Here is an 18672-nt window from a genome sequence, read left to right on the forward strand (position 1 = left end):
GTGCGCACGACGCGCGACGATGCCGCCATGACCACGCACGATGCGACTCCCTTCGTCGAGCTCGGCGACGACGTGCTCACGCTGCGCTGTCTGCGCGCGGACGACGCACCCGCGCTGATCGCGGGCGAGGACGAGGATCAGGTGCGCCGGCTGGACGACGGGCACCGTTCGGAACCCGCGCGCACCCGGGAGTGGATCGAGCAGAACCGGGAGCACTGGCGCACGGGAGGGCCGCGCCGGCACCTCGGCGTCCTGCACGTGGCCACCGGCCGGCTGATCGGCACCATCGAGGCGCACCTGGCCATGCCCGGCACACCGGTCCGCGCGGTGACCATCTCCTCCACGGTCTTCCCCGACGCGCGCGGCCACGGGTACGCCGCGCGCGCGGTGGACCTGCTGTGCACGTGGCTGACCTTCGCCACCGCGGCGGACACGGCGTTGGTCCGGGTGGACGCGGCCGACGCGCCGGTCCACCACGTCCGTGCGCTGCGTGACGCGCAGCACGTCGCACTCGTGTGCGGACCCGCCGGGGCCGGGAAGTCGACGCTCGCGCACCGGCTCGCCGCGCGGGGTGCCGTGCACCTCTCGTTCGACGAGGACGCGTGGCGGCTCGGGCACCGCACCCATCCGCTGCCCGCACACGTCGCCGACGCGCTGCACGCCGACCTGCGCACGCGGCTCGTCGCGCTCGTGCGGCAGGGCCGCGACGTCGTCGTCGACACGTCCTTCTGGTCCCGCGCCGCGCGGACGTCCTACCGCGAGCTGGTGCGCCCCTACGGCGTCGAGCCCGTGACGATGCACCTCGCGACCCCGCACGCGCTGGTGATGGACCGGTTGGCCGCGCGGTCGGGCTCCGGACCGCACGACGTGCTGGTGCCGCCCGAACTCGCGCGTCGCCACCTCGTCGGTTTCGAGGTGCCGACGCGCGACGAGGGCCCGCTCGTCGTGCTCCGGGCCGAGTGAGCCGCGCGGTCCGAGCCGGTGGGCGAGCTGTCGAGACCCCTACCGCTTCTTGCGTGTGAGCCAGATGACGAAGCTCACGATGGACAGGACGAACAGCCCGCCGGCGGTCGCGCCGGTGGCCTGGAACGACACAGGACCGGCGGTGTAGTGCGCTGCGGGTGCGTTCTCGCCGGCGGGGTCCGCCGGGTCGTAGGTGAGGTCGATCGTGTCGCCCACGTCGAACTGGCAGTACGCCTCGTGGACGTTCGGGCTGCTGGCGGAGTACGTCGCGCCGTTCGCGGTGAAGTCGTACGACGGGCCGCACGGGTCGTACTCGGGCTCGTCGTAGTGCTCACGGCTGAGCTCGGTGATGGTGCCCGTGGTGGTGGCGGAGTACGTCGGCAGCGTGGACATCGCGGTGGCCAGCGCCAGCAGCCACGTGAATCCGAACAGCAGCAGCGAAGCCACCAGGGAGACCAGCGCTGTGACGCCCCATGCGACGCTGCGGGTGGGTCGGATCTGGTCGGCGTCCGCGGGGCTCATCAGCGGCGGACGCGGGGTGTCGTCGGTGCTCATGGGGTCTCCCGGTGGGTGGGCGTGCTGAGAGGCTACTGGTCCGGCCCTACGTGCCGGCGTCCGACGGCGAGACGATGATCAGGCAGGTCGCCGGGACGCTGGGCGCGAGCGGCTCCGTGACCGGCACCCGTCAGGACTCCTCGACGCGGCGGCCGAAGACGATCGACGCGTCGACCACCGCGGCGGAGGCGATCGGGCGCAGCCCGTGCAGATGGCCCAGGGGGCCTTCCGGCGGGAGGTCCCACCGGACCGCGAGGCGTCGCAGCGTGCCGGTCACGGTGTTGTGCGCGCGCACGGTGCTGGCGTCGGGGCGGCGCTGCGCCGTGGGCAGGGGCACCGCCACGCGTCCCGGGACCAGGCGCTGCCCGACGCGCGCCGTGAGGCGTGCGATCCCCGCGCCGTCGTCGTCGCGCGCCTCCACCCGGACCTGCGAGCCGCCCGCCCACGCGAACGACGCGAGCTCCTTGGGGATCCCCCAAAGCACGCGCCCGCCGGCGCGCGAGGCCGGGCTCGTCACCCAGATCTGCGGGATCGTGACGCGTGGGACGTGACGCTCGTGCGTCAGGACCGCCACCAGCAGCTCGTCGTAGGTCAGCATCCCGGTGGGTGCGTACCGGACCATCGCGATCCCGACGAACCCGTGGCCGCGCACCGTGAGCGGTCGGTGCCCGGCGGGCAGGGCCGCGTCCAGGCCCGCGACGCGGTGCGGCGGCACGCGCAGCACCGAGACCAGCAGGTCCCCGCGCAGTCGCCAGGGCCCCGGCGGGTACGCAGCCTCGTCGTGCACCAGCGCCTCCTCACGACCGCGCACCGGTTCCGTGCCGTCCCCCGCCGACCGTACGGGTGAACCGCGCGAGATCCTCCGATGCCGCGCGTCGCGGCCCCCTAGATTCCGTCCGTCAACGACGTGTCTGGACAGGAGTCCCGTGATCTTCTTCGGCTGGGGTCGCAACAGCAAGACCCATGAGCTGTCCCCGCACCACGTGCTGGTGCTCACCTATGCGTACTTCCACGTCTTCTGGCTGTTCCGGATCACGGTCCCCCAGGGCTACGGCCTGGCCACGCTCAGCGAGTACGGCTGGGCGACGCGCCCGATGACCCCCCTCGAGGTGGACAACGGCGGGTACAAGGAGCTGCTGAGCGTGAGCTGGTGGTGGCGCTGGGGGCTGCTCGTCGGCCTTGCGGGCGTGGTGCTGCTGGTGATCGCGTCCTCGCTCACGGGAAGCTGAGCGAGGCCTTCTCAGGTGCGCCGCAGCCACGGCGCCACGGCCGCGCTCAGGGCGGCGGGCTGCTCGACCCACGGGTAGTGACCGCAGTCGGGCAGCATCACCAGGTCCGCCCCGAGCGCGGCGGCGTACGACTCGACGGGCGCGACGCCGGTCATCGCGTCCGCGGCGCCCCCGACGACGAGCACGGGGCTCCGCACACCCGCGCGCACGCGGTCGGCCGCATCGGGCGGCACGTCCCGGAACCAGGCGCGCGCTGCGGGCAGGGACACCGCGCCGAGCCCGGCGTGCGCGCGCTCGGCCTCGCCCCAGCGCGCGTACCCCGCCGGGGCCTCGACCATCCAACGGCGCTGGAACTCGTCGTCGTCCGCGGGTGGCGGGCCGAGGAGCGAGTCGACCGCGGCGTCGACGAGCGGGTCGTGCCGCGCGCGGGCGAGCTGCTCGCCGTCGTCGGCAGTGCCCGTCAGCCACGTCGCCGGGGGCGTGACCAGCAGCAACGAGCGCACCCGCGCGGAGTGCTGCACCGCGGCCGCGAGCGCCAGGCGGGTCCCCGCGGAGTGTGCGAGCACGTCCACCTCGGCCAGTCCCAGATGGTCCGCGAGCGCGACCACGTCAGCAGCGTCGCGCCACCACCCGCGCGAGAGGCCGCCCGTCGTCGGGGTGCCACGCGGGTGCAGCACGACGAGGTCGCGGCCACCGGTCGTCTCCGCCAGCCCCGCCAGGTACTCGACACCGCGGCACGGACCACCGGGCACGACGAGCACGGGGGTCGATCCGGACCGTTCGGACGGCTCGTGGTGGTACCGCAGGGTCACGGCGTCGTCGGACACGAAGGTCGGCACGGCCCGACGCTACCGTCGTCCCGCACGCGGCCGACGAGGGTCCGCGGTGGTGGTCAGGAGGAGTCTGTGGGCAGGTACGTCGGAACCGTCGGTCGTCCGCTCGACGAGGTGCGGTGGGCGATCGACGCGGTCGCGCCGCAGCAGGGCTGGACGCTCGGGTTCGGCTCGACCCGCGAGGTCGCGGTGCTGACCAAGGGCATGACCCTGTGGTCGTGGGGCGCGACGCTCCACGTGCACCTGCAGGACCTGGGCGGGATCACGCGGCTGACCTGCGACACGCGTGAGGAGCTGCCGGCGCTCACCGACTGGGGGCGCGGCAAGCGTGCCGCACAGCGTCTGGTCGAGGCGCTCGGCGGCACGTTCGCGTGACGCGGGCGTGGCGGCGCCGGCGTCACGTGCCGCGCCGCCACCCCACGTGTCAGTGCAGGCCGCCCCAGCGCATGGGGTTGGTCCGGGTCGAGGCGAACAGGAACCAGGACGTGGCACCCACGTGCTGCACCTGGAAGTAGCCGAACCCGAAGCCCGTGTCGAGCAGGCTGGACGCCGCCACCACACCACCCGTGGCCGCCGCTCCGCCCAGGTGCTGCCCCTCCCCCAGCACGTCCTGCGCGTGCCGGACCTGCGCGAGCAGGGCCGCGGCCCGCATGCGGTCGTGGTGGCTCCCTCGGTCCGCGAGCGACGTCGCCAGCTGGCCCGTCCCCTCGAGCCAGACGCCCTGCGGGTGCACGGTGATGCCGTTGTACTGCGCGGTCGACGTGAGGCTCGCGGTGCTGAACGTGACGCCGGACAGCCGTTCGCCGTCCGGCAGCTGGCTCGTGGCGGCCGCGGCGTCGTCCTGCACCGCGAGCGCGCGGGTCGCCCAGTCGAGCGCGGGGGCGTAGCGCCGCTCGCGCAGCGCGAGCCAGCTCCACGTGGCGGGGTCCAGCGGGACGGGCGACCGGTTGATCTCCACGCCGTCGTTGGTGCCGGTCCAGAACCAGCCGTCGGCACGTGACCACATGCCGTCGACGAACGCGCGCGCGTGCGCGGCCGCCTTCGTCCAGCGGCGGTCGCCCGTGACGGTGCGCAGCATCGTGAAGAACGCGACGCAGTCCACGTTGTGCTCGGTCGAGCCGTTCGGCACCGGCTCGGTCGCGCCGTTGACGCCGAACGAGAAGCCGCCCAACGGCCTCGTCGACCACGTGTTCGTCGTGATCCACTCGCCGATGCGGACCGCGGCGTCCCGGTAGCGACGCTCGCGCGTGCGCCCGTACAGCTGGACCAGCGCGATGCCGGGCCACGCCATGTCGCCCACCGCGGTGCCCAGGAACCCGAACTGCCAGCCGATGTTGGCCGTGCCGTCGGGCTGCACGAACCCGTTGGGCTGCGGCGAGCCGTCGTAGAACGTGTACGGGCCCACGTTGTAGCCCTGGCGGAGGCGGCCGTCGTCGTGCGCGGGGTCGTGCTCCTGCGCGTAGACCAGACCGTCGCCCAGGACGCGTGCGGTGGCCAGCGCGCTGCGGCGGCCGTCCGCGAGCAGCGCGAGGATCGCGAGCGCGTTGTCGTAGACGAACGCCGTGCTGAACAGGCCCAGCTCGTCGGCGTAGCTCTGGGCCAGGCGCGGCCCGGTGTTGACGGTCGGGTAGGCGTCCGTGGCGTGCTGCAGGAACGCGACCGCGGCGCGCTCGGCCGCCCGGCCCGGGTGGGGGTGGCCCGGCCGGTGCGCGGGCAGCGCGGCAGGTCGGCCCGTGGCCAGCGCCCCGCTCGCACCCGCGGCGACCGCGACCGCGGCGCCCGAGAGGGCCAGGAAGGACCTGCGGCCCAGCGCTGCTCCGGGTGAGGCGTCCTGGATCGTGGTGCTCGTCGCATCGTCCGACATCGCGGTGTCTCCTCTGACGGTGGCGGCTGCGGCGCTGCAGCCGGGACACAGGGTAGTGACACGTGTCACGCGAACGGAAGATCCGGACATCACCGACACCCGATCGAGATCTGCCGTGTCGCCCGGACGTAGGGTCAAGGCACGACGACGACCGAAGGAGCACCGTGCGCGCAACCGTCATCCATGGCGAGAGGGACATCCGGGTCGACGAGGTCCCGGACCCGGTGCTGCTGCCCGGCGGCAGCGGACGGGACGCCGTCGTGCGCGTCGTCGCCGCGTGCGTGTGCGGCTCCGACCTGTGGCCCTACCGCGGGGTCGAGCGCGTGCGCGCACCGCGCCGGATCGGCCACGAGTTCGTCGGCGTGGTCGAGCAGGTGGGCGACGCGGTCGAGCGCGTGCGCGTCGGCGACTTCGTCATCGCGCCGTTCTACGTGTGCTGCTCGGAGTGCACCAACTGCCGCAACGGCGTCAGCACGTCCTGCCTCAACGGCGGCTGGTGGGGCAGCGAGGACCGCGAGGGCGGGTTCGCGGACGCCGGCCAGGGCGAGCGGGTCCGGGTGCCGCTCGCGGACGGCACGCTCGTCGTCGTCCCGGACCTCGACCCGGACAGCGAGCGCGGGCGCGCGCTGATCCCCCACCTGCTCACGCTGTCCGACGTGATGTGCACCGGCCACCACGCGGCCGTCTCGGGTGGCGTGCGCGCGGGCTCGACCGTGGCCGTCGTCGGGGACGGGGCCGTCGGGCTCGGCGCGATCGCCGCCGCCAAGCGGCTCGGGGCGACGCGCATCGTCGCGATGTCACGTCACGCCGACCGGCAGGCGCTCGCGCGCGAGCTGGGTGCGACCGACGTGGTCCCCGAGCGCGGCGACGACGGGATCGCGCGGCTCAAGGAGATGTTCGACGGCGTGGGGCCGGACGTGGTGCTCGAGTGCGTCGGCACCAAGGAGTCGATGGACCAGGCCCTGCGCTCGGCGCGTCCGGGCGGGCAGGTCGGCTTCGTCGGCGTCCCGGCGGGCGGGCCCGAGCTTCCGGTCTCGACGATGTTCTCGACGAACGTGGGCGTGCGCGGCGGGGTCGCGCCCGTGCGCGGGTACATCCCCGAGCTGCTGCCGGAGGTGCTCGACGGCACGCTGCGACCCGGCATCGTGTTCGACCTCGAGCTGCCGCTCGAGCAGGTGGCCGAGGCGTACGCCGCGATGGACGAGCGGCGCGCGACGAAGGTGCTGCTGCGCCCCTGACGCGTTCTCCACAGGCGCCTCCGGACCTGGTATGGCGCGTCCGGTTCGCGTAGAATCGAACACATGTTCGAGACAGGGACCATCGACGGCGCGGGGGGCGCTCAGGCCACGGGCCTGGACGTGCTCGCCGAGCTCGAGGCCCTGTCCGGGCAGCTGTCCGCGCTCGTCGTCCGCGCCGCCTCGGCTCCACGCTGGGGCGGCGCGACGCGGGCCCGGGTGCTCGGTCTGCTCGACCGCCTGCCCGGTCTCGTGGCGGGCGTCCGGTCGCCGGTCCTGGTGGCGCAGCAGTCGGCCGCCGAGGCGGTCGGGGGCGAGCGGTCGTTCCTGGACGCACGCGCGCGCCTGACGGGCTCCACGCGGTTCCAGGCCGAGCGTGAGGTGCGCACGGCCCAGGCCCTCGGGGCCCTGGGGTCGGTGCGGGACGCCGTGGTCGGCGGCGTGATGCCCGTCGGGCACGCGGACGTGCTCGCGCGCACGCTGGACGCAGCGAGCGCGCAGGTCGGCGCGCTGCTGCGCAGCCCGGAGGCCCAGGCGAAGGTCGTCGAGCTCGCGCGCGGGGCGGATGCGCGCGAGTTCTCCCGGTCGCTGTCCGCGCTCGTCGCGGAGCACGACGCCTCGCACCTCGAGCACCAACGCGACGCCGCGCGCCGCGCCCGCTTCCTCGTGCTGTCCCACTCGCCCGAGGGCACGTTCCTCAAGGGTCGTCTGGACCCGGTCGCCGGGCACGCGCTCGCGCGTGCGCTGGACGCCACGGGCCACCGGCAGGACGCGGAGCGCTCGGCGGAGCAGGCGCGGGCGGATGCGCTCACCGCGCTCGCGCAGCACGCGTCGACCGCTGGGACCCGCTCGTCACGCGCCCTCACGCAGGATGCGACGGCCGGCGAACCGGAGCTGTGGCGCGGCCCCACGCAGGATGCGACGGCGGACGACGATCCCGGCGGCTCGCTCCCCGACGGCGCGGGGACAGCACCCGCGGCGCACGTGAGCCTCCTCGTGCCCGCGGCGACCTGGGTCGCCGTCCGCACCGCTGCGTCGCGTCGCAGGGAGCGCGCCGGGCGGGGGCGGTCGGGCGCGCGTACGGGGTTCGAAGCGGACGGCTCGTCCGGCGTCGGCTCGTCCGGCGTCACTGCGGCCGCGGACGCGTGTGATGCGGTGCGGGCCGACGGCCGGTCGGGCGGCGGTATGGCCGCGCCGGATCCCGCGCAGCTGCGCGCCGATGTGCCGCGCCTCGTGCCGGCGGTGAGCGAGGAGGGGACGGTCCTGTCGGCGGACGAGCTGGCGGTGGCGCTGTGCGACTGCACCATGACGCGGGTCGTGATGGGCGCACAGGGCGTCCCGCTCGACGTCGGCCGCGGTCGCCGCATGTTCGGGCCAGCGCAGCGGCTCGCCGTGGTGGCGCGCGACCGGCAGTGCGCCTGGAACGGCTGCTCGGTGGCGGCCCGGTACTGCGAGGTGCACCACGTGCGCTGGTGGCACCGGGACCGGGGCCCGTCCGACGTGTCGAACGGCGTCCTGCTGTGCAGCTTCCACCACCACGAGGTCCACCGGCTCGACCTCGACATCGAGCCGGTGGCTGGGCCGCGGGAGGCGGGCCCGGTGCCCGGCGCGGTCGCTCGTCGGCGCTACACGTTCCGCACGCACGATGGCCGGATCCACAACGGGCCGCCCGGCCGGCCACCCGACAGCGGGTAGTCGGGTGGCGTCACCTGGTCGCCGCGACGAGCCGAGCACGGCGACGGCGGACACGGGCGAACGACGAGCGTCCGGTGCGGCGGTGCTTGCAGGTGGGGTGCGGCGGTGCTTGCAGGTGGGGTGCGGCGGTGCTTGCAGGTGGGCGCGCGACGTGCGGCCGCCCGCGTCCGCACGTCGGAACCAATGCCGGTCGCAACTAATCGGTTCGGACGTCGAAAGTGCCGTTCCGATACACGACACCGGTGACCACACTCGGTCGATATCGGTTTCCATCGCCGTCCAGGCCGGTGTCGCCGTCCAGGGGTCCCGCCGTCGTGATCGTCCGCCATGGACTTCCGGGGCGAGGACCCACGACCGTCGTACAGGAACGCACGAGGGAGTGCACACGTGTCCGCAACTATCGTTCATCGTCGACCGCGCGATCGGCGTGGCCGGACGTTCCGTGCCCTGGTGGCCTTCGCCGCCACGGCTGTCGTGGCCGCCGCCGGGGTCGTGGCCGCCGAGCCCGCCGCTGCGGCGGTGACGTCCAACTCGACCGGCACCAACAACGGCTTCTACTACTCGTTCTGGACCGACTCACCGGGCTCCGTGTCCATGGACCTCGGCTCGGGGGGCAACTACGCGACCCAGTGGTCCAACACGGGCAACTTCGTGGCCGGCAAGGGCTGGGCCACGGGGGCGCGCCGCTCGATCAGCTACTCGGGCACGTTCAACCCGTCCGGCAACGCGTACCTCACCGCGTACGGGTGGACCCAGAACCCGCTGATCGAGTACTACATCGTCGACAACTGGGGCACGTACCGACCCACCGGTCAGGCGATGGGCACCGTCACCACGGACGGCGGGACGTACGACATCTACCGCACCCAGCGCGTCAACCAGCCCTCGATCGAGGGGACCAAGACGTTCTACCAGTACTGGTCGGTGCGCCAGCAGAAGCGGACCGGCGGCACCATCAGCACCGGTAACCACTTCGACGCGTGGGCGTCCAAGGGCATGAACCTGGGCACGCACAACTACCAGATCATGGCGACCGAGGGGTACCAGTCCTCGGGGAGCTCCAACATCACGGTCTCCGAAGGCACGTCCACCGGCGGTGACAACGGCGGCAACAACGGTGGGAACAACGGCGGCTCGTCCGGGTGCACGGTCACGGCCACGAGGGCCGAGTCCTGGTCGGACCGCTTCAACGTGAGCTACACCGTCTCGGGCGCCAGCACCTGGTCCGTGACCGTGGCGCCGGGCTCAGGCCAGTCGATCCAGAGCTCGTGGAACGCCACCCGCAACGGCAACACGTTCACGTCGAGCGGGTCCAACACGTTCGGCGTCACGTACTACTCGGGCGGCAACACCACGATCCCCGCGGCGACCTGCACCGGCTCGGGAAGCAACAACGGGGGCAACACGGGCGGGGACAACGGCGGCAGCACCGGCACGGGGTGGACGGGCAGCTGCTCCGCCGGCTACGTGGCGCTCACGTTCGACGACGGACCGAGCTCGAGCACCACGACCCAGCTGATCAACTCGCTGCGCGGCAGCGGCGCCACGGCCGTGGTCTTCCCGACCGGCTCGAACGCGCAGAGCAACCCGTCCGGCATGCAGGCGTACAAGAACGCCGGGTTCACCATCGGCAACCACAGCTGGGACCATCCGCACCTGGTGAACATGAGCGCCTCCGACATCCAGTCGCAGCTCTCCCGGACCCAGCAGGCGATCCAGCAGACCGCGGGTGTGACGCCGCAGCTGTTCCGGCCGCCGTACGGCGAGAGCAACGCGACGCTGCGGCAGATCGAGTCGCAGCTCGGGCTGCGCGAGATCATCTGGGACGTCGACTCGAGCGACTGGAACAACGCGAGCGCGGCCCAGATCCGGCAGGCGGCCAGCCGGCTCCAGAACGGCCAGATCATCCTCATGCACGACTGGCCCGCGGCGACCATCCAGGCGATCCCCGGCATCCTGCAGGACCTGCGCTCCCGGAACCTGTGCCCCGGCACGATCTCCCCGAGCACAGGCCGTGCGGTGGCGCCCACCGGCACCTCGACCGGCGGCGGCACGACCCCCGGCACGGGAGCCTGCACGGTCACCGTCCAGCGGGCCGACGAGTGGTCCGACCGGTTCAACGTGAACCTTGCGGTGAGCGGCTCGTCCACCTGGACCGTGACGGTGGCGCTGGGCTCGGGCCAGAGCCTGCAGAGCAGCTGGAACGCCTCGGTCACGGGCAGCGGAAGCACGCTGACCGCCCGGCCCAACGGCTCGGGCAACAGCTTCGGCATCACTCTCTACAAGAACGGCAACAGCACCACACCGACCGCCACCTGCGCAGCGGGCTGACGGACCACGAGGGGCCGGGGTGCTCGCCCAAGCAGTGACGCCCCGGCCCCTGCGCGATGACTGGCGGCTCTGGCGCTACCCGCGGCGCGTGTCCAACCCGACGGACCCGCACCGAGGACGGCGAGCCCGCCCCGGGCGACCCGCACGACACCACCCGTCCCACCCGGGCCGAGCACGGCGACCATCTCTGCGGGAGCCGCCCGACTCGCGACCACCCGCCGAACCCGTCCCAGCCCGCCCCCGAACGGCGGGCCGCGCTCGAACCCAGGGCCACGCAGACACCCGCCCGCGCGACGGGCATCGCGGGTCCCGCCGCCTCGACCCGCACGGCAGACCTGGCCCTGCGGCGCACGCCGCTGCGCGTACCGTGTTCGCGTGTCCCACTTCGCGAGCTACGCGCCGACCGCGCACGGCACGCGCGACCCCGCGGTCGAGGTGCGGGACGCCCTCGAGGACGACGTCCCCGCGATCGCCGCCGTGGCCCGCACGCGGGGTGGCGAGCACGTCGGCCTGGAAGGGCGCCTGGCCGGCTGGGTCCGTGGCGACGAGCACGTGGTGCTGGTGGCCACGCGCCACGACGAGGTGATCGGCTGGGCGTCGGCCAGGCGGCTGCGCGACCGACCGGACGCACCCGACGGCTGGTACGTCTCGTCCCTGACCGTCGCGCCCCAGCACCGACGTCGCGGTGCGGGCGACGCGTTGCTCACCCGCCTCGTGGCCCACGCGGACGCACGGGAGAGCGCGCTCCGCAGCATCGTCAACGCGACGAACGCCCCGTCGCTCGACCTGCACGCCGCGCACGGGTTCGTCGAGGAGGGTCGCGGACCGACGTTCGCCGGCATCGAGTTCATCGGCGGCACGGGTGTCCTCCTGGTACGCAAGCCGCCCATCTCTGCAGCGGGTTCGGTCGCCACCACCTGAGAACGGCGCGCCACGTCGCGAGCGCTCCAGCAGTGCGCCAGTGGTGCGCCAGTGATGCACCGTGCCGCACGCGTCGCGCTCAGCCCGCGCGGCGCGACCTGACCTCCCCCTGCCGTGCGGCCGACCCGACCCACCCTCCGCCGTACGGCGGGGCATCCGGTGGCCTCATGGACGCGGGCGAGCTCAGCCGCGCCGCCTCAGCCGCGGACGGGCAGCCAGCGCCTCCGCCGACGGGACAGCGAGCAGCCCCGATCCGTCCCAGCCGGCCGGCTCGCCGGAGTCGAGCACGTCGGGGCCCGGCGCATGATCGGCAAGCACGTCAGGGGTCGCGGACGCTTCGGACGCGTCGAGCGCGACGGGGCCGTCGGAGTCGTCGCACGCGGCGGGCGCATCGGACACGTCGGCATCGGGTGCTGGTGCGACGGCGATCGAGTCGGGGGCCAGGAGGGCGTGGACGTGCATGTCGTGCCAGCCGTCGGCGTGACGCGCGCTCCCCCGGCGGGTGCCTTCGGCGGGGAAGCCCGCCTTCTCGGCGACGCGGCACGATGCCGGGTTGCCGGTCGAGTGCTCGACCTCCAGGCGGTGGAAGCCGGTCGCAAAGGCCCAGCGTGCGACAGCGCGGACCGCGCGTGCACTCACGCCGCGGCCGCGCGCTTCTGGTGCGGTCCAGTACGCGAGGACGCCCGTGCCGTCACCCGCGGAGCCGATCTTCACGGCGACCCGGCCGACCATGCCGAGCTCAGGATCGTCGACGGCCCAGGAGGCGCCCGTCCCGGCGGCCCAGGCGTCGCGCCAGGCACGCACCAGGTCGAGGGCCTCGTCGTCGGAGTCCAGGCGCCGGGCGTGCCAGCGCTGGGTGGCGGGGTCGGCGTACGCGGCGCGGACCGCGGGGGCGTCGTCGTCGCGCCACGTGCGCAGCACCAGGCCGTCGGCGGTGAGGTCGGGGAGCGGCGAGCCGGCCAGGGCATCGGGATCCAGGGCCGGTGGGTAGAGCAGCGGCACGATCACCTCGAGGGGTCGGACGAGCACGGAAGCGTATGCACACGGTGTCGGACGTCCAGAGTCGAGCACGCGCGGGGCGGCGAGCGCGAGCGGTCCAGAGAGCGGGCCGGTGGGAGCGGCGAACGGCACCCCGCCGGGTCAGGAGTCGGTGTAGGCGCGGGACTGGAGCGCCCACAGCTGCGCGTAGCGGCCGCCGGCGGCGATGAGCTCGTCGTGCGTGCCGTGCTCGACGACGCGCCCCGCGTCGAGGACGACGACGCGGTCGGCGAGCCGGACGGTCGACATGCGGTGCGTGACGAACACGGTCACGCCGCCCACGGTGGCGGCGACGTCGGCGGCGGTGGCCTGGTAGGCGTCGACGAGCCGCTGCTCGGCGAGGGCGTCCAGCGCGGCGGCGGGCTCGTCGAGGATCAGCAGCGCGGGGTCGTCGCGCATCAGGGTGCGGGCGAACCCGAGGCTCTGCCACTGGCCGCCGGACAGGTCACGCCCGTCGGCGTAGCCGGTGCCGAGCACGTCGTCGGGGGCGAGGTCGTCGGCGAGCGGACCGACGTCGGCGCGGTGCAGCGCGCGGCGGACGGCGGGCTCGTCGTCGACGTCGGCGAGGCGGCCGATGCCGACGCTGTGCTGCAAGGACAGCTCGACGCGCGCGAAGTCCTGGTAGAGCGCCGCGGTCCGCGCACGCCACTGCGCGGGCGGCACGGTGGCCAGGTCGACGCCGCCGACGAGCACGCGTCCGGCGGTGGGCCGGTAGAGGCCGGCGACGAGCTTGAGCAGCGTGCTCTTGCCGGCGCCGTTCTCGCCCACGAGCGCGACCGAGGCACCGGCGGGCAGGTGCAGGTCCACGCCGTGCAGCACGGGATCGGTGGCGCCCGGGTACCGGAACGTGACGCCCTCGAGCCGCAGCCCGTCGCCGACCGACGCGGGAAGGTCGGCGGTCGGGGCGGGTCCGGCCTCGGGCGCGGGTGAAGCCTCGAGCGCGACGAACCGGCGGAGCCCGGCCGCGGCGCGGTGCACCGAGCCGAGCATCTCGATCCCCGCGGACATCTGTCCGCTGAGCTGCGTGGCGAGCGTGATGGTGAGCACCACCTGCCCGAGGCTCGCGCGCCCGTCACGGGCGAGCCAGAACGCCCCGATGACGGCGCCGACGTACGCGAGTCCGAACACCACCTGACCGGCGGCGCGCAGCAGTGCGTAGCGGACGTCCGCGCGGCCCATCGCGGCGTCGTACTCGTCGAGCAGCGCGCGCTGGCGCGCGAGCAGGAAGTCGGTCCCGCCACCCAGGCGGATCTCCTTCTGCGACGCGGGACTGGTCGCGAGCCGGCGCAGCGAGCGGATGGCGCGCGTCGTGGGCGCCTGCGCCTCGCGGACCACCTGCAGGCCCGCCTCGGCTCGCCGCCCCAGCACCACGGGGGCCACGGCGAACGCCGCGAGGATCAGCAGCCACGGCGAGACGGTGGCCAGGATCGCCGCGGTGAGCAGCACCTGCACGGCCGTCGCGCCCAGCTGCAGACCGGTCTGGACGGTCGCGCGCATCTGCATGACGTCCTGCCGCAGCAGGTCGACGCGGTCGGCGAACGCGGGGTCGTCGGCGCGGTCCAGGTGGTCGCCCGCGTTGACGAGCCGGAGCAGGTCGCGGTTGAACCGTTCCTCGGTCTGCTCGGCGAGCTCGAAGTAGGACAGGTGCGCGAAGTGCCCGAGCATGAGGTCACCCGTGAGCGCGGCCGCGACCACCAGGGCCCAGAGCGCCGCACCGCCGGGGTCGCCGTCGACCGCGTGATCGACCAGGCGCCCCGCGCCCACGGCGACGAGCGGCGTGGCGACCGCACCGAGCAGCAGCAGCCCGGCGCCGACGACGAACCGCCGCCGGTCGAGCCGCCAGGCCAGCGCGAGCAGGTGGCGCAGGCAGAACAGGACGTCCTTCATCGCGCCACCTCCGTGCGTGCGCCCGCGTCGACGGCGGTACCGGGCGCCGCGGCGGCCTCGGTCGGCGCGGCGGGCTGGGCGGGCTGGGCGGACCGGCCCGAGCCGCTGGACCCGACGGACCCGAGGGACCCGACGGGGGCGGTGGACCCGGCGGAGCCGTGGGGCGGTGGCTCGGGCGGGTCGTCGGCGCCGAACCGGCGCGCCTGCACGTCGAACATCCGGGCGTACTGGCCGCCCGCGGCGACGAGCTCGTCGTGCGTGCCCAGCTCCGCGACGCGGCCGCCGTCGAGCACGACGATCCGGTCGGCGCGTCGCACGGTGGAGAAGCGGTGCGAGATGACCAGGCTGGTCACCCCGCGCGTGAGGTCCAGGAACGTGTCGTAGAACTCGGCCTCGCCGCGGGCGTCGAGCTGCGCGGTCGGCTCGTCGAGCACCAGCACGCGCGCGCCGTGCCGCACCGCGAACAGCGACCGGGCGAGCGCGAGGCGCTGCCACTGCCCACCGGACAGGTCCCGCCCGCCGGGCAGCGCGCGGGTCAGCGGCGTGTCCAGGCCCGCGGGCAGCTCGGCCAGCAGCCCGCCCAGGCCCACGCGCTCGATCTCGGCGATCAGCCCGGCGTCGTCGTCGCGGTGCGCGATCGCGGCCATCGCGACGTTCTCGCGCAGCGGCAGCTCGTAGCGCAGGTAGTCCTGGAACGTGATGGCGAACGCGCGCTGCCACGCGTCCACGTCGAGCGTGCGCAGGTCCCTGCCGTCGACGAGCACGCTCCCCTGGTCGGGGGTGTACATGCCGGTGAGCACCTTGACGAGCGTGGTCTTGCCCGCGCCGTTGACGCCGATCAGCGCGGTGGACGTGCCGACGGGCAGGTCGAGGTCGAGGCCGGCGAGCACGTCGTGCCCCGGGCGATAGGCGAACCGCACGTCCGCGAGCCGGACCCCCTCCTCGGGGACGACGCGCTCGCGCGTGCACCCGGCGGCGGGTTCGGGGCCGGACCGCCGCGCGATGTCCTCGAGCTCGAGGAGGGCCTCCCACGCGCTGCGGCCGTAGACGAGCTTGACGTCCGACTCGGGGAAGATCACGCCGAACCGGCCGCACAGGATGAGCGCCTGCACCGCGAGGCTCACGGCCGCGACGGACACGTCCGCGCGCGCGACCACCAGCAGCGCGACCACCGATCCGACGAGCGCCGCGAGCGTGTACGCGAGGAACGGTGCGCCGTAGACGCGGCGCCGCTCGCTCCACAGCCGGTCCAGCACGGCGCGGTTCTCGGTGACGTACCGCTGGTCCAGCCAATCGACCAGCCCGAGCGTCCGGATCTCCTTGGCGGCGCGCGTCCCGGTCGCGAGCTCGCGCACGTACGACGCGCGCCGACGCCCGGGCTGCAACGAGCGGATCACCTGACCCCACCGGTGGAACGCCTCCGTCTGACCCAGCCGCGCGACGAGCGCCACCAGACCGCCCGCGAGCGCGGCCCACGGTCCGGCGGCGACGACGAGCACGACGAGCGCGCCGACCAGCTGCGTGTACCGCGCGGTGAGTGCGAGCGCGCCCTCCACGGCGGCACCGGGTGTGAGCGTCCACTGCTCGAAGGCCTCGTCCGCCTGGCTGAGCCGGTCGGCGACCTCGGGCCGCTCGAGCCCGGCCAGTGACGCCCCGGTGAGCGCGAACGACGAGAGCCGCTCGAGACATGCGGCGTCCACGCGCCGCTGCACGCGCCGGGACAGCACCAGCTGCACGGGGGCCAGCAGCTGCTGGACCAGGAACGCGAGCGCGGCGACGACGAGCCACGCGCCCGGGCCGTCGCCCGCCGCGACGCTGCCGAGCGCGAGACCCGTCCCCACCAGGAACGCGACCGGCGCCGCTCCCGCGACCAGGTGCACGCCGACCGTCCCGGTCACCAGCGGCGCCCCCGCGTAGCGCGTGAGCTCGCGCAGCTGCGCGGCGGCCACGCGCCGCTCACGCCACCGGCGCGCGAGCGCAGCGGTGGGCGCCTCCCGACGGGAGGCCGGACGCGACACGGCCGGACGCGACACGGCCGGAAGCGACACGGCCGGAAGCGGGTCGCTCGGGCGTGGGTCGGGCGTCGTCATCGGCGGTCCTCTCGGCTCAGGTGCGGCGTGGGAACGCTCCCGCGCCGCACGTGCGCCGCGCCAGGGATTTCCGGCGGCGATGCGTCGGTCGGCGCTAGTCGGCGCCCAGGATGCGGCGACGCGCGCCGGCGCGCTCGTCGTCGGTGATGACGCCCCGGCGGTGGAGGACCTCCACCTCCGCCAGGCGCTGCTCGGTAGTCGCTCGGGTGTCCGGCGGCGCGAGCATCTGCGACTGGTGCAGACGCCCGAGCACCTGCACGTCGGCGGTGAGCGGGTCGAGGCCGGCGTCCTTGGCCGCGCGCCACCGCTTCACGGTGGAGATCACGCCCACGACGACGACCAGGAGGATCACGCCGAGCACCCCGACGAACAGGTAGCCGAAGCCGCCCCCGAACAGGTCCCTATCCTCGAGCGACGTCACAAGCCCGCGTGCGGTGTCCATGCCCGGCCGTCCTCTCCCCCGCGTCGCCCGGACCGCCCGTCAGGCCGCCCGCTGCTGGACGCAACCCTAGCGGCTCGCACGTCCCGGCCGGGTCAGCTCTCGGGAGGCGCGGTGCACCGGTAGGACCGCACGTCGATCGCGCCCTCCCGGCACACGAGCCCCACCATGCGACCCGTGAACCCGCCCGCGATCTCGGTGGAGACGTACCGGCCGTCGATCCGGCCGAGCTCGTGGGTGCCGTGCGCGTCGTGCAGCAGCGCGACCACCTCGTCGGGCCCCTGCTCGCGCGCGTAGGTCGCGGCGGTCGAGGGGACGACGCGCAGCTCGAGCGCCGCCTCGTCGTCGGCCTCCGCGGCGCCGAGCACGGAGGTCAGGTCACCCACGTGCGCGACGGCGCGGACGGTCCGGCCCTCGCGCTCGAGCGTGAGCGCGTGCCACGGGTCGAGGCGCACCTCGAGCCCACCCACGCCGGCCGCGGCGGCCACGGACGCGTGCGCGCTGACGAACCGGTGCTCCTGACGGTGGCCGACGAACGTGCGCTCGTCGTCGCGCGCGGTGAGCACCCACGCGTCGGGACCGGGCCGCAGCACGTCGTCGGGGAACACACCCGACCCCACCCACGCACGCGGCAGCGCACCCGTGGCGGCGCCCGGGAGCTCGTGCGCGGGCGCACCGTCCGGCCCGGCGACTGGCTCGATCGGACCGGCGAGGCGCGGCCAGCCGTCCTGCCAGGCGACGCGCACCGCGAACGTCTCCCGGCCCAGCACGTGCCAGCCCGGGAACCGGCCCGCGTGCCGCACACCCAGGAACACCGCGGCCCAGGTGCCGTCGGCGAGCTCGACCAGGTCGGCGTGACCGGTGCACTGCACGGGGTGGTCGGTGCCGCGCGCCGTGAGGAACGGGCCGGCGGGGTCCGGCTCGAACGGGCCCGCGGGCGACGGGCCGCGCGCCACCGAGACCGCGTGGCCCAGGCCCGTGCCGCCCTCGGACACGAGCAGGTACCAGTGCTCACCCACGCGGTACAGGTGCGGTCCCTCGGGGTCACGGCCCCCTGTGCCGCTCCACAGGCGCCGCGGCGTGGTGAGCAGCGCTCCGGTGCGCGGGTCCAGCTCGGCCTGGACGATCCCCCCGTCGGACCACGTGAGGTAGCACGTGCCCGCGTCGTCCCACGCGACGTCCGGGTCGATTCCACCGGCCTCGATGCGGACGGGGTCCGACCACGGGCCCGCGGGATCGGGGGCCGTCACCAGGAGGTGGCCGGGACCGTCGGTGACGTTCGTCGTGACGAGCCAGAACAGGCCGTCGTGGTGGCGCAGCGTCGGCGCGTACACGCCGCCCGACGGGCCGACGTCGCGCAGGCCCAGCTGCGTGGGCCGGTCCAGCGCGTGCCCGACCAGCTCGAACGACGCGAGGTCGCGCGAGCGGAACAGCGGGACGCCCGGCGCGTACTCGAAGCTCGAGCACGCCACGTACAGGTCGGGCCCCACCCGGCACACGGTGGGGTCGGGGTGGAAGCCGGCGATGACCGGGCGGCGGGGCAGGTGGCGGACGGCGGTGTCGTTCACGGCGTCGATCATGCCGCCCACCGG

The 18672-nt window shown here is 74.6% G+C and carries 16 protein-coding genes; 7 read left to right on the top strand and 9 right to left on the bottom strand.

Annotation, left to right across the window (positions count from 1 at the left end):
- Positions 1-27 precede the first annotated feature (27 nt).
- A complete protein-coding gene (locus tag CELGI_RS16845) occupies positions 28-963 on the top strand; it encodes a GNAT family N-acetyltransferase (protein ID WP_013885003.1) in 936 nt (311 codons plus the stop codon).
- A 39-nt stretch (positions 964-1002) separates the two neighbouring features.
- Here the strand turns inward: CELGI_RS16845 and CELGI_RS15090 are convergent, their stop codons facing one another.
- Together CELGI_RS15090 and CELGI_RS15095 are read right to left on the bottom strand one after the other, a co-directional pair.
- On the bottom strand, positions 1003-1518 hold the full coding sequence (locus CELGI_RS15090) for a DUF3592 domain-containing protein (RefSeq protein ID WP_013885004.1): 516 nt from the start codon (positions 1516-1518) through the stop codon (positions 1003-1005).
- A gap of 130 nt (positions 1519-1648) precedes the next feature.
- Complete coding sequence (locus CELGI_RS15095) at positions 1649-2305, bottom strand: acetoacetate decarboxylase family protein (protein ID WP_013885005.1); 657 nt, start codon at positions 2303-2305, stop codon at positions 1649-1651.
- Between the two features lie 139 nt (positions 2306-2444).
- On the opposite strand from CELGI_RS15095, the gene CELGI_RS15100 reads away from it, so the two are divergent.
- Positions 2445-2747, top strand: coding sequence for a hypothetical protein (locus CELGI_RS15100; RefSeq protein ID WP_013885006.1), 303 nt, complete (start codon positions 2445-2447; stop codon positions 2745-2747).
- 11 nt (positions 2748-2758) lie between these two features.
- On the opposite strand, the gene CELGI_RS15105 is transcribed toward CELGI_RS15100, so the two are convergent.
- Complete coding sequence (locus tag CELGI_RS15105) at positions 2759-3586, bottom strand: alpha/beta fold hydrolase (protein WP_013885007.1); 828 nt, start codon at positions 3584-3586, stop codon at positions 2759-2761.
- A gap of 66 nt (positions 3587-3652) precedes the next feature.
- Between CELGI_RS15105 and CELGI_RS15110 the strand changes: the two genes are divergently transcribed.
- Positions 3653-3955: a hypothetical protein gene (locus CELGI_RS15110; protein WP_013885008.1), complete on the top strand. Its 303-nt coding sequence runs from the start codon at positions 3653-3655 to the stop codon at positions 3953-3955.
- Positions 3956-4004: 49 nt separating this feature from the next.
- Here the strand turns inward: CELGI_RS15110 and CELGI_RS15115 are convergent, their stop codons facing one another.
- Positions 4005-5444, bottom strand: coding sequence for a hypothetical protein (locus tag CELGI_RS15115; protein ID WP_013885009.1), 1440 nt, complete (start codon positions 5442-5444; stop codon positions 4005-4007).
- A gap of 164 nt (positions 5445-5608) precedes the next feature.
- Between CELGI_RS15115 and CELGI_RS15120 the strand changes: the two genes are divergently transcribed.
- The 4 genes from CELGI_RS15120 (at position 5609) to CELGI_RS17420 (ending at position 11626) form a co-directional block, all read left to right on the top strand.
- Positions 5609-6682, top strand: coding sequence for a zinc-dependent alcohol dehydrogenase family protein (locus CELGI_RS15120; RefSeq protein WP_013885010.1), 1074 nt, complete (start codon positions 5609-5611; stop codon positions 6680-6682).
- Between the two features lie 63 nt (positions 6683-6745).
- Positions 6746-8374, top strand: coding sequence for an HNH endonuclease signature motif containing protein (locus CELGI_RS15125; protein ID WP_013885011.1), 1629 nt, complete (start codon positions 6746-6748; stop codon positions 8372-8374).
- A 450-nt stretch (positions 8375-8824) separates the two neighbouring features.
- Positions 8825-10705 (top strand): glycoside hydrolase family 11 protein, encoded by a 1881-nt coding sequence (locus CELGI_RS17795; protein WP_013885012.1) that lies wholly within the window; start codon positions 8825-8827, stop codon positions 10703-10705.
- Positions 10706-11080: 375 nt separating this feature from the next.
- Positions 11081-11626: a GNAT family N-acetyltransferase gene (locus tag CELGI_RS17420; protein ID WP_013885013.1), complete on the top strand. Its 546-nt coding sequence runs from the start codon at positions 11081-11083 to the stop codon at positions 11624-11626.
- A gap of 183 nt (positions 11627-11809) precedes the next feature.
- Here the strand turns inward: CELGI_RS17420 and CELGI_RS15140 are convergent, their stop codons facing one another.
- The 5 genes from CELGI_RS15140 to CELGI_RS15160 form a co-directional block, all read right to left on the bottom strand.
- Positions 11810-12655: a GNAT family N-acetyltransferase gene (locus CELGI_RS15140; RefSeq protein WP_245528120.1), complete on the bottom strand. Its 846-nt coding sequence runs from the start codon at positions 12653-12655 to the stop codon at positions 11810-11812.
- A 111-nt stretch (positions 12656-12766) separates the two neighbouring features.
- Entirely contained in the window at positions 12767-14551 is a 1785-nt protein-coding gene (locus CELGI_RS15145; protein ID WP_013885015.1) for an ABC transporter ATP-binding protein, read from the bottom strand.
- A complete protein-coding gene (locus tag CELGI_RS15150) occupies positions 14548-16569 on the bottom strand; it encodes an ABC transporter ATP-binding protein (protein ID WP_150104762.1) in 2022 nt (673 codons plus the stop codon). The genes CELGI_RS15145 and CELGI_RS15150 overlap by 4 nt, the downstream gene beginning before the upstream one ends.
- Before the next feature lie 166 nt (positions 16570-16735).
- Positions 16736-17083: a hypothetical protein gene (locus CELGI_RS15155; protein ID WP_013885017.1), complete on the bottom strand. Its 348-nt coding sequence runs from the start codon at positions 17081-17083 to the stop codon at positions 16736-16738.
- A 92-nt stretch (positions 17084-17175) separates the two neighbouring features.
- Positions 17176-18660, bottom strand: a complete 1485-nt coding sequence (locus tag CELGI_RS15160) for a glycoside hydrolase family 43 protein (protein ID WP_013885018.1) — start codon at positions 18658-18660, stop codon at positions 17176-17178.
- Positions 18661-18672: the final 12 nt, after the last annotated feature.

Source organism: Cellulomonas gilvus ATCC 13127, assembly GCF_000218545.1.
Lineage (GTDB): Bacteria > Actinomycetota > Actinomycetes > Actinomycetales > Cellulomonadaceae > Cellulomonas > Cellulomonas gilvus.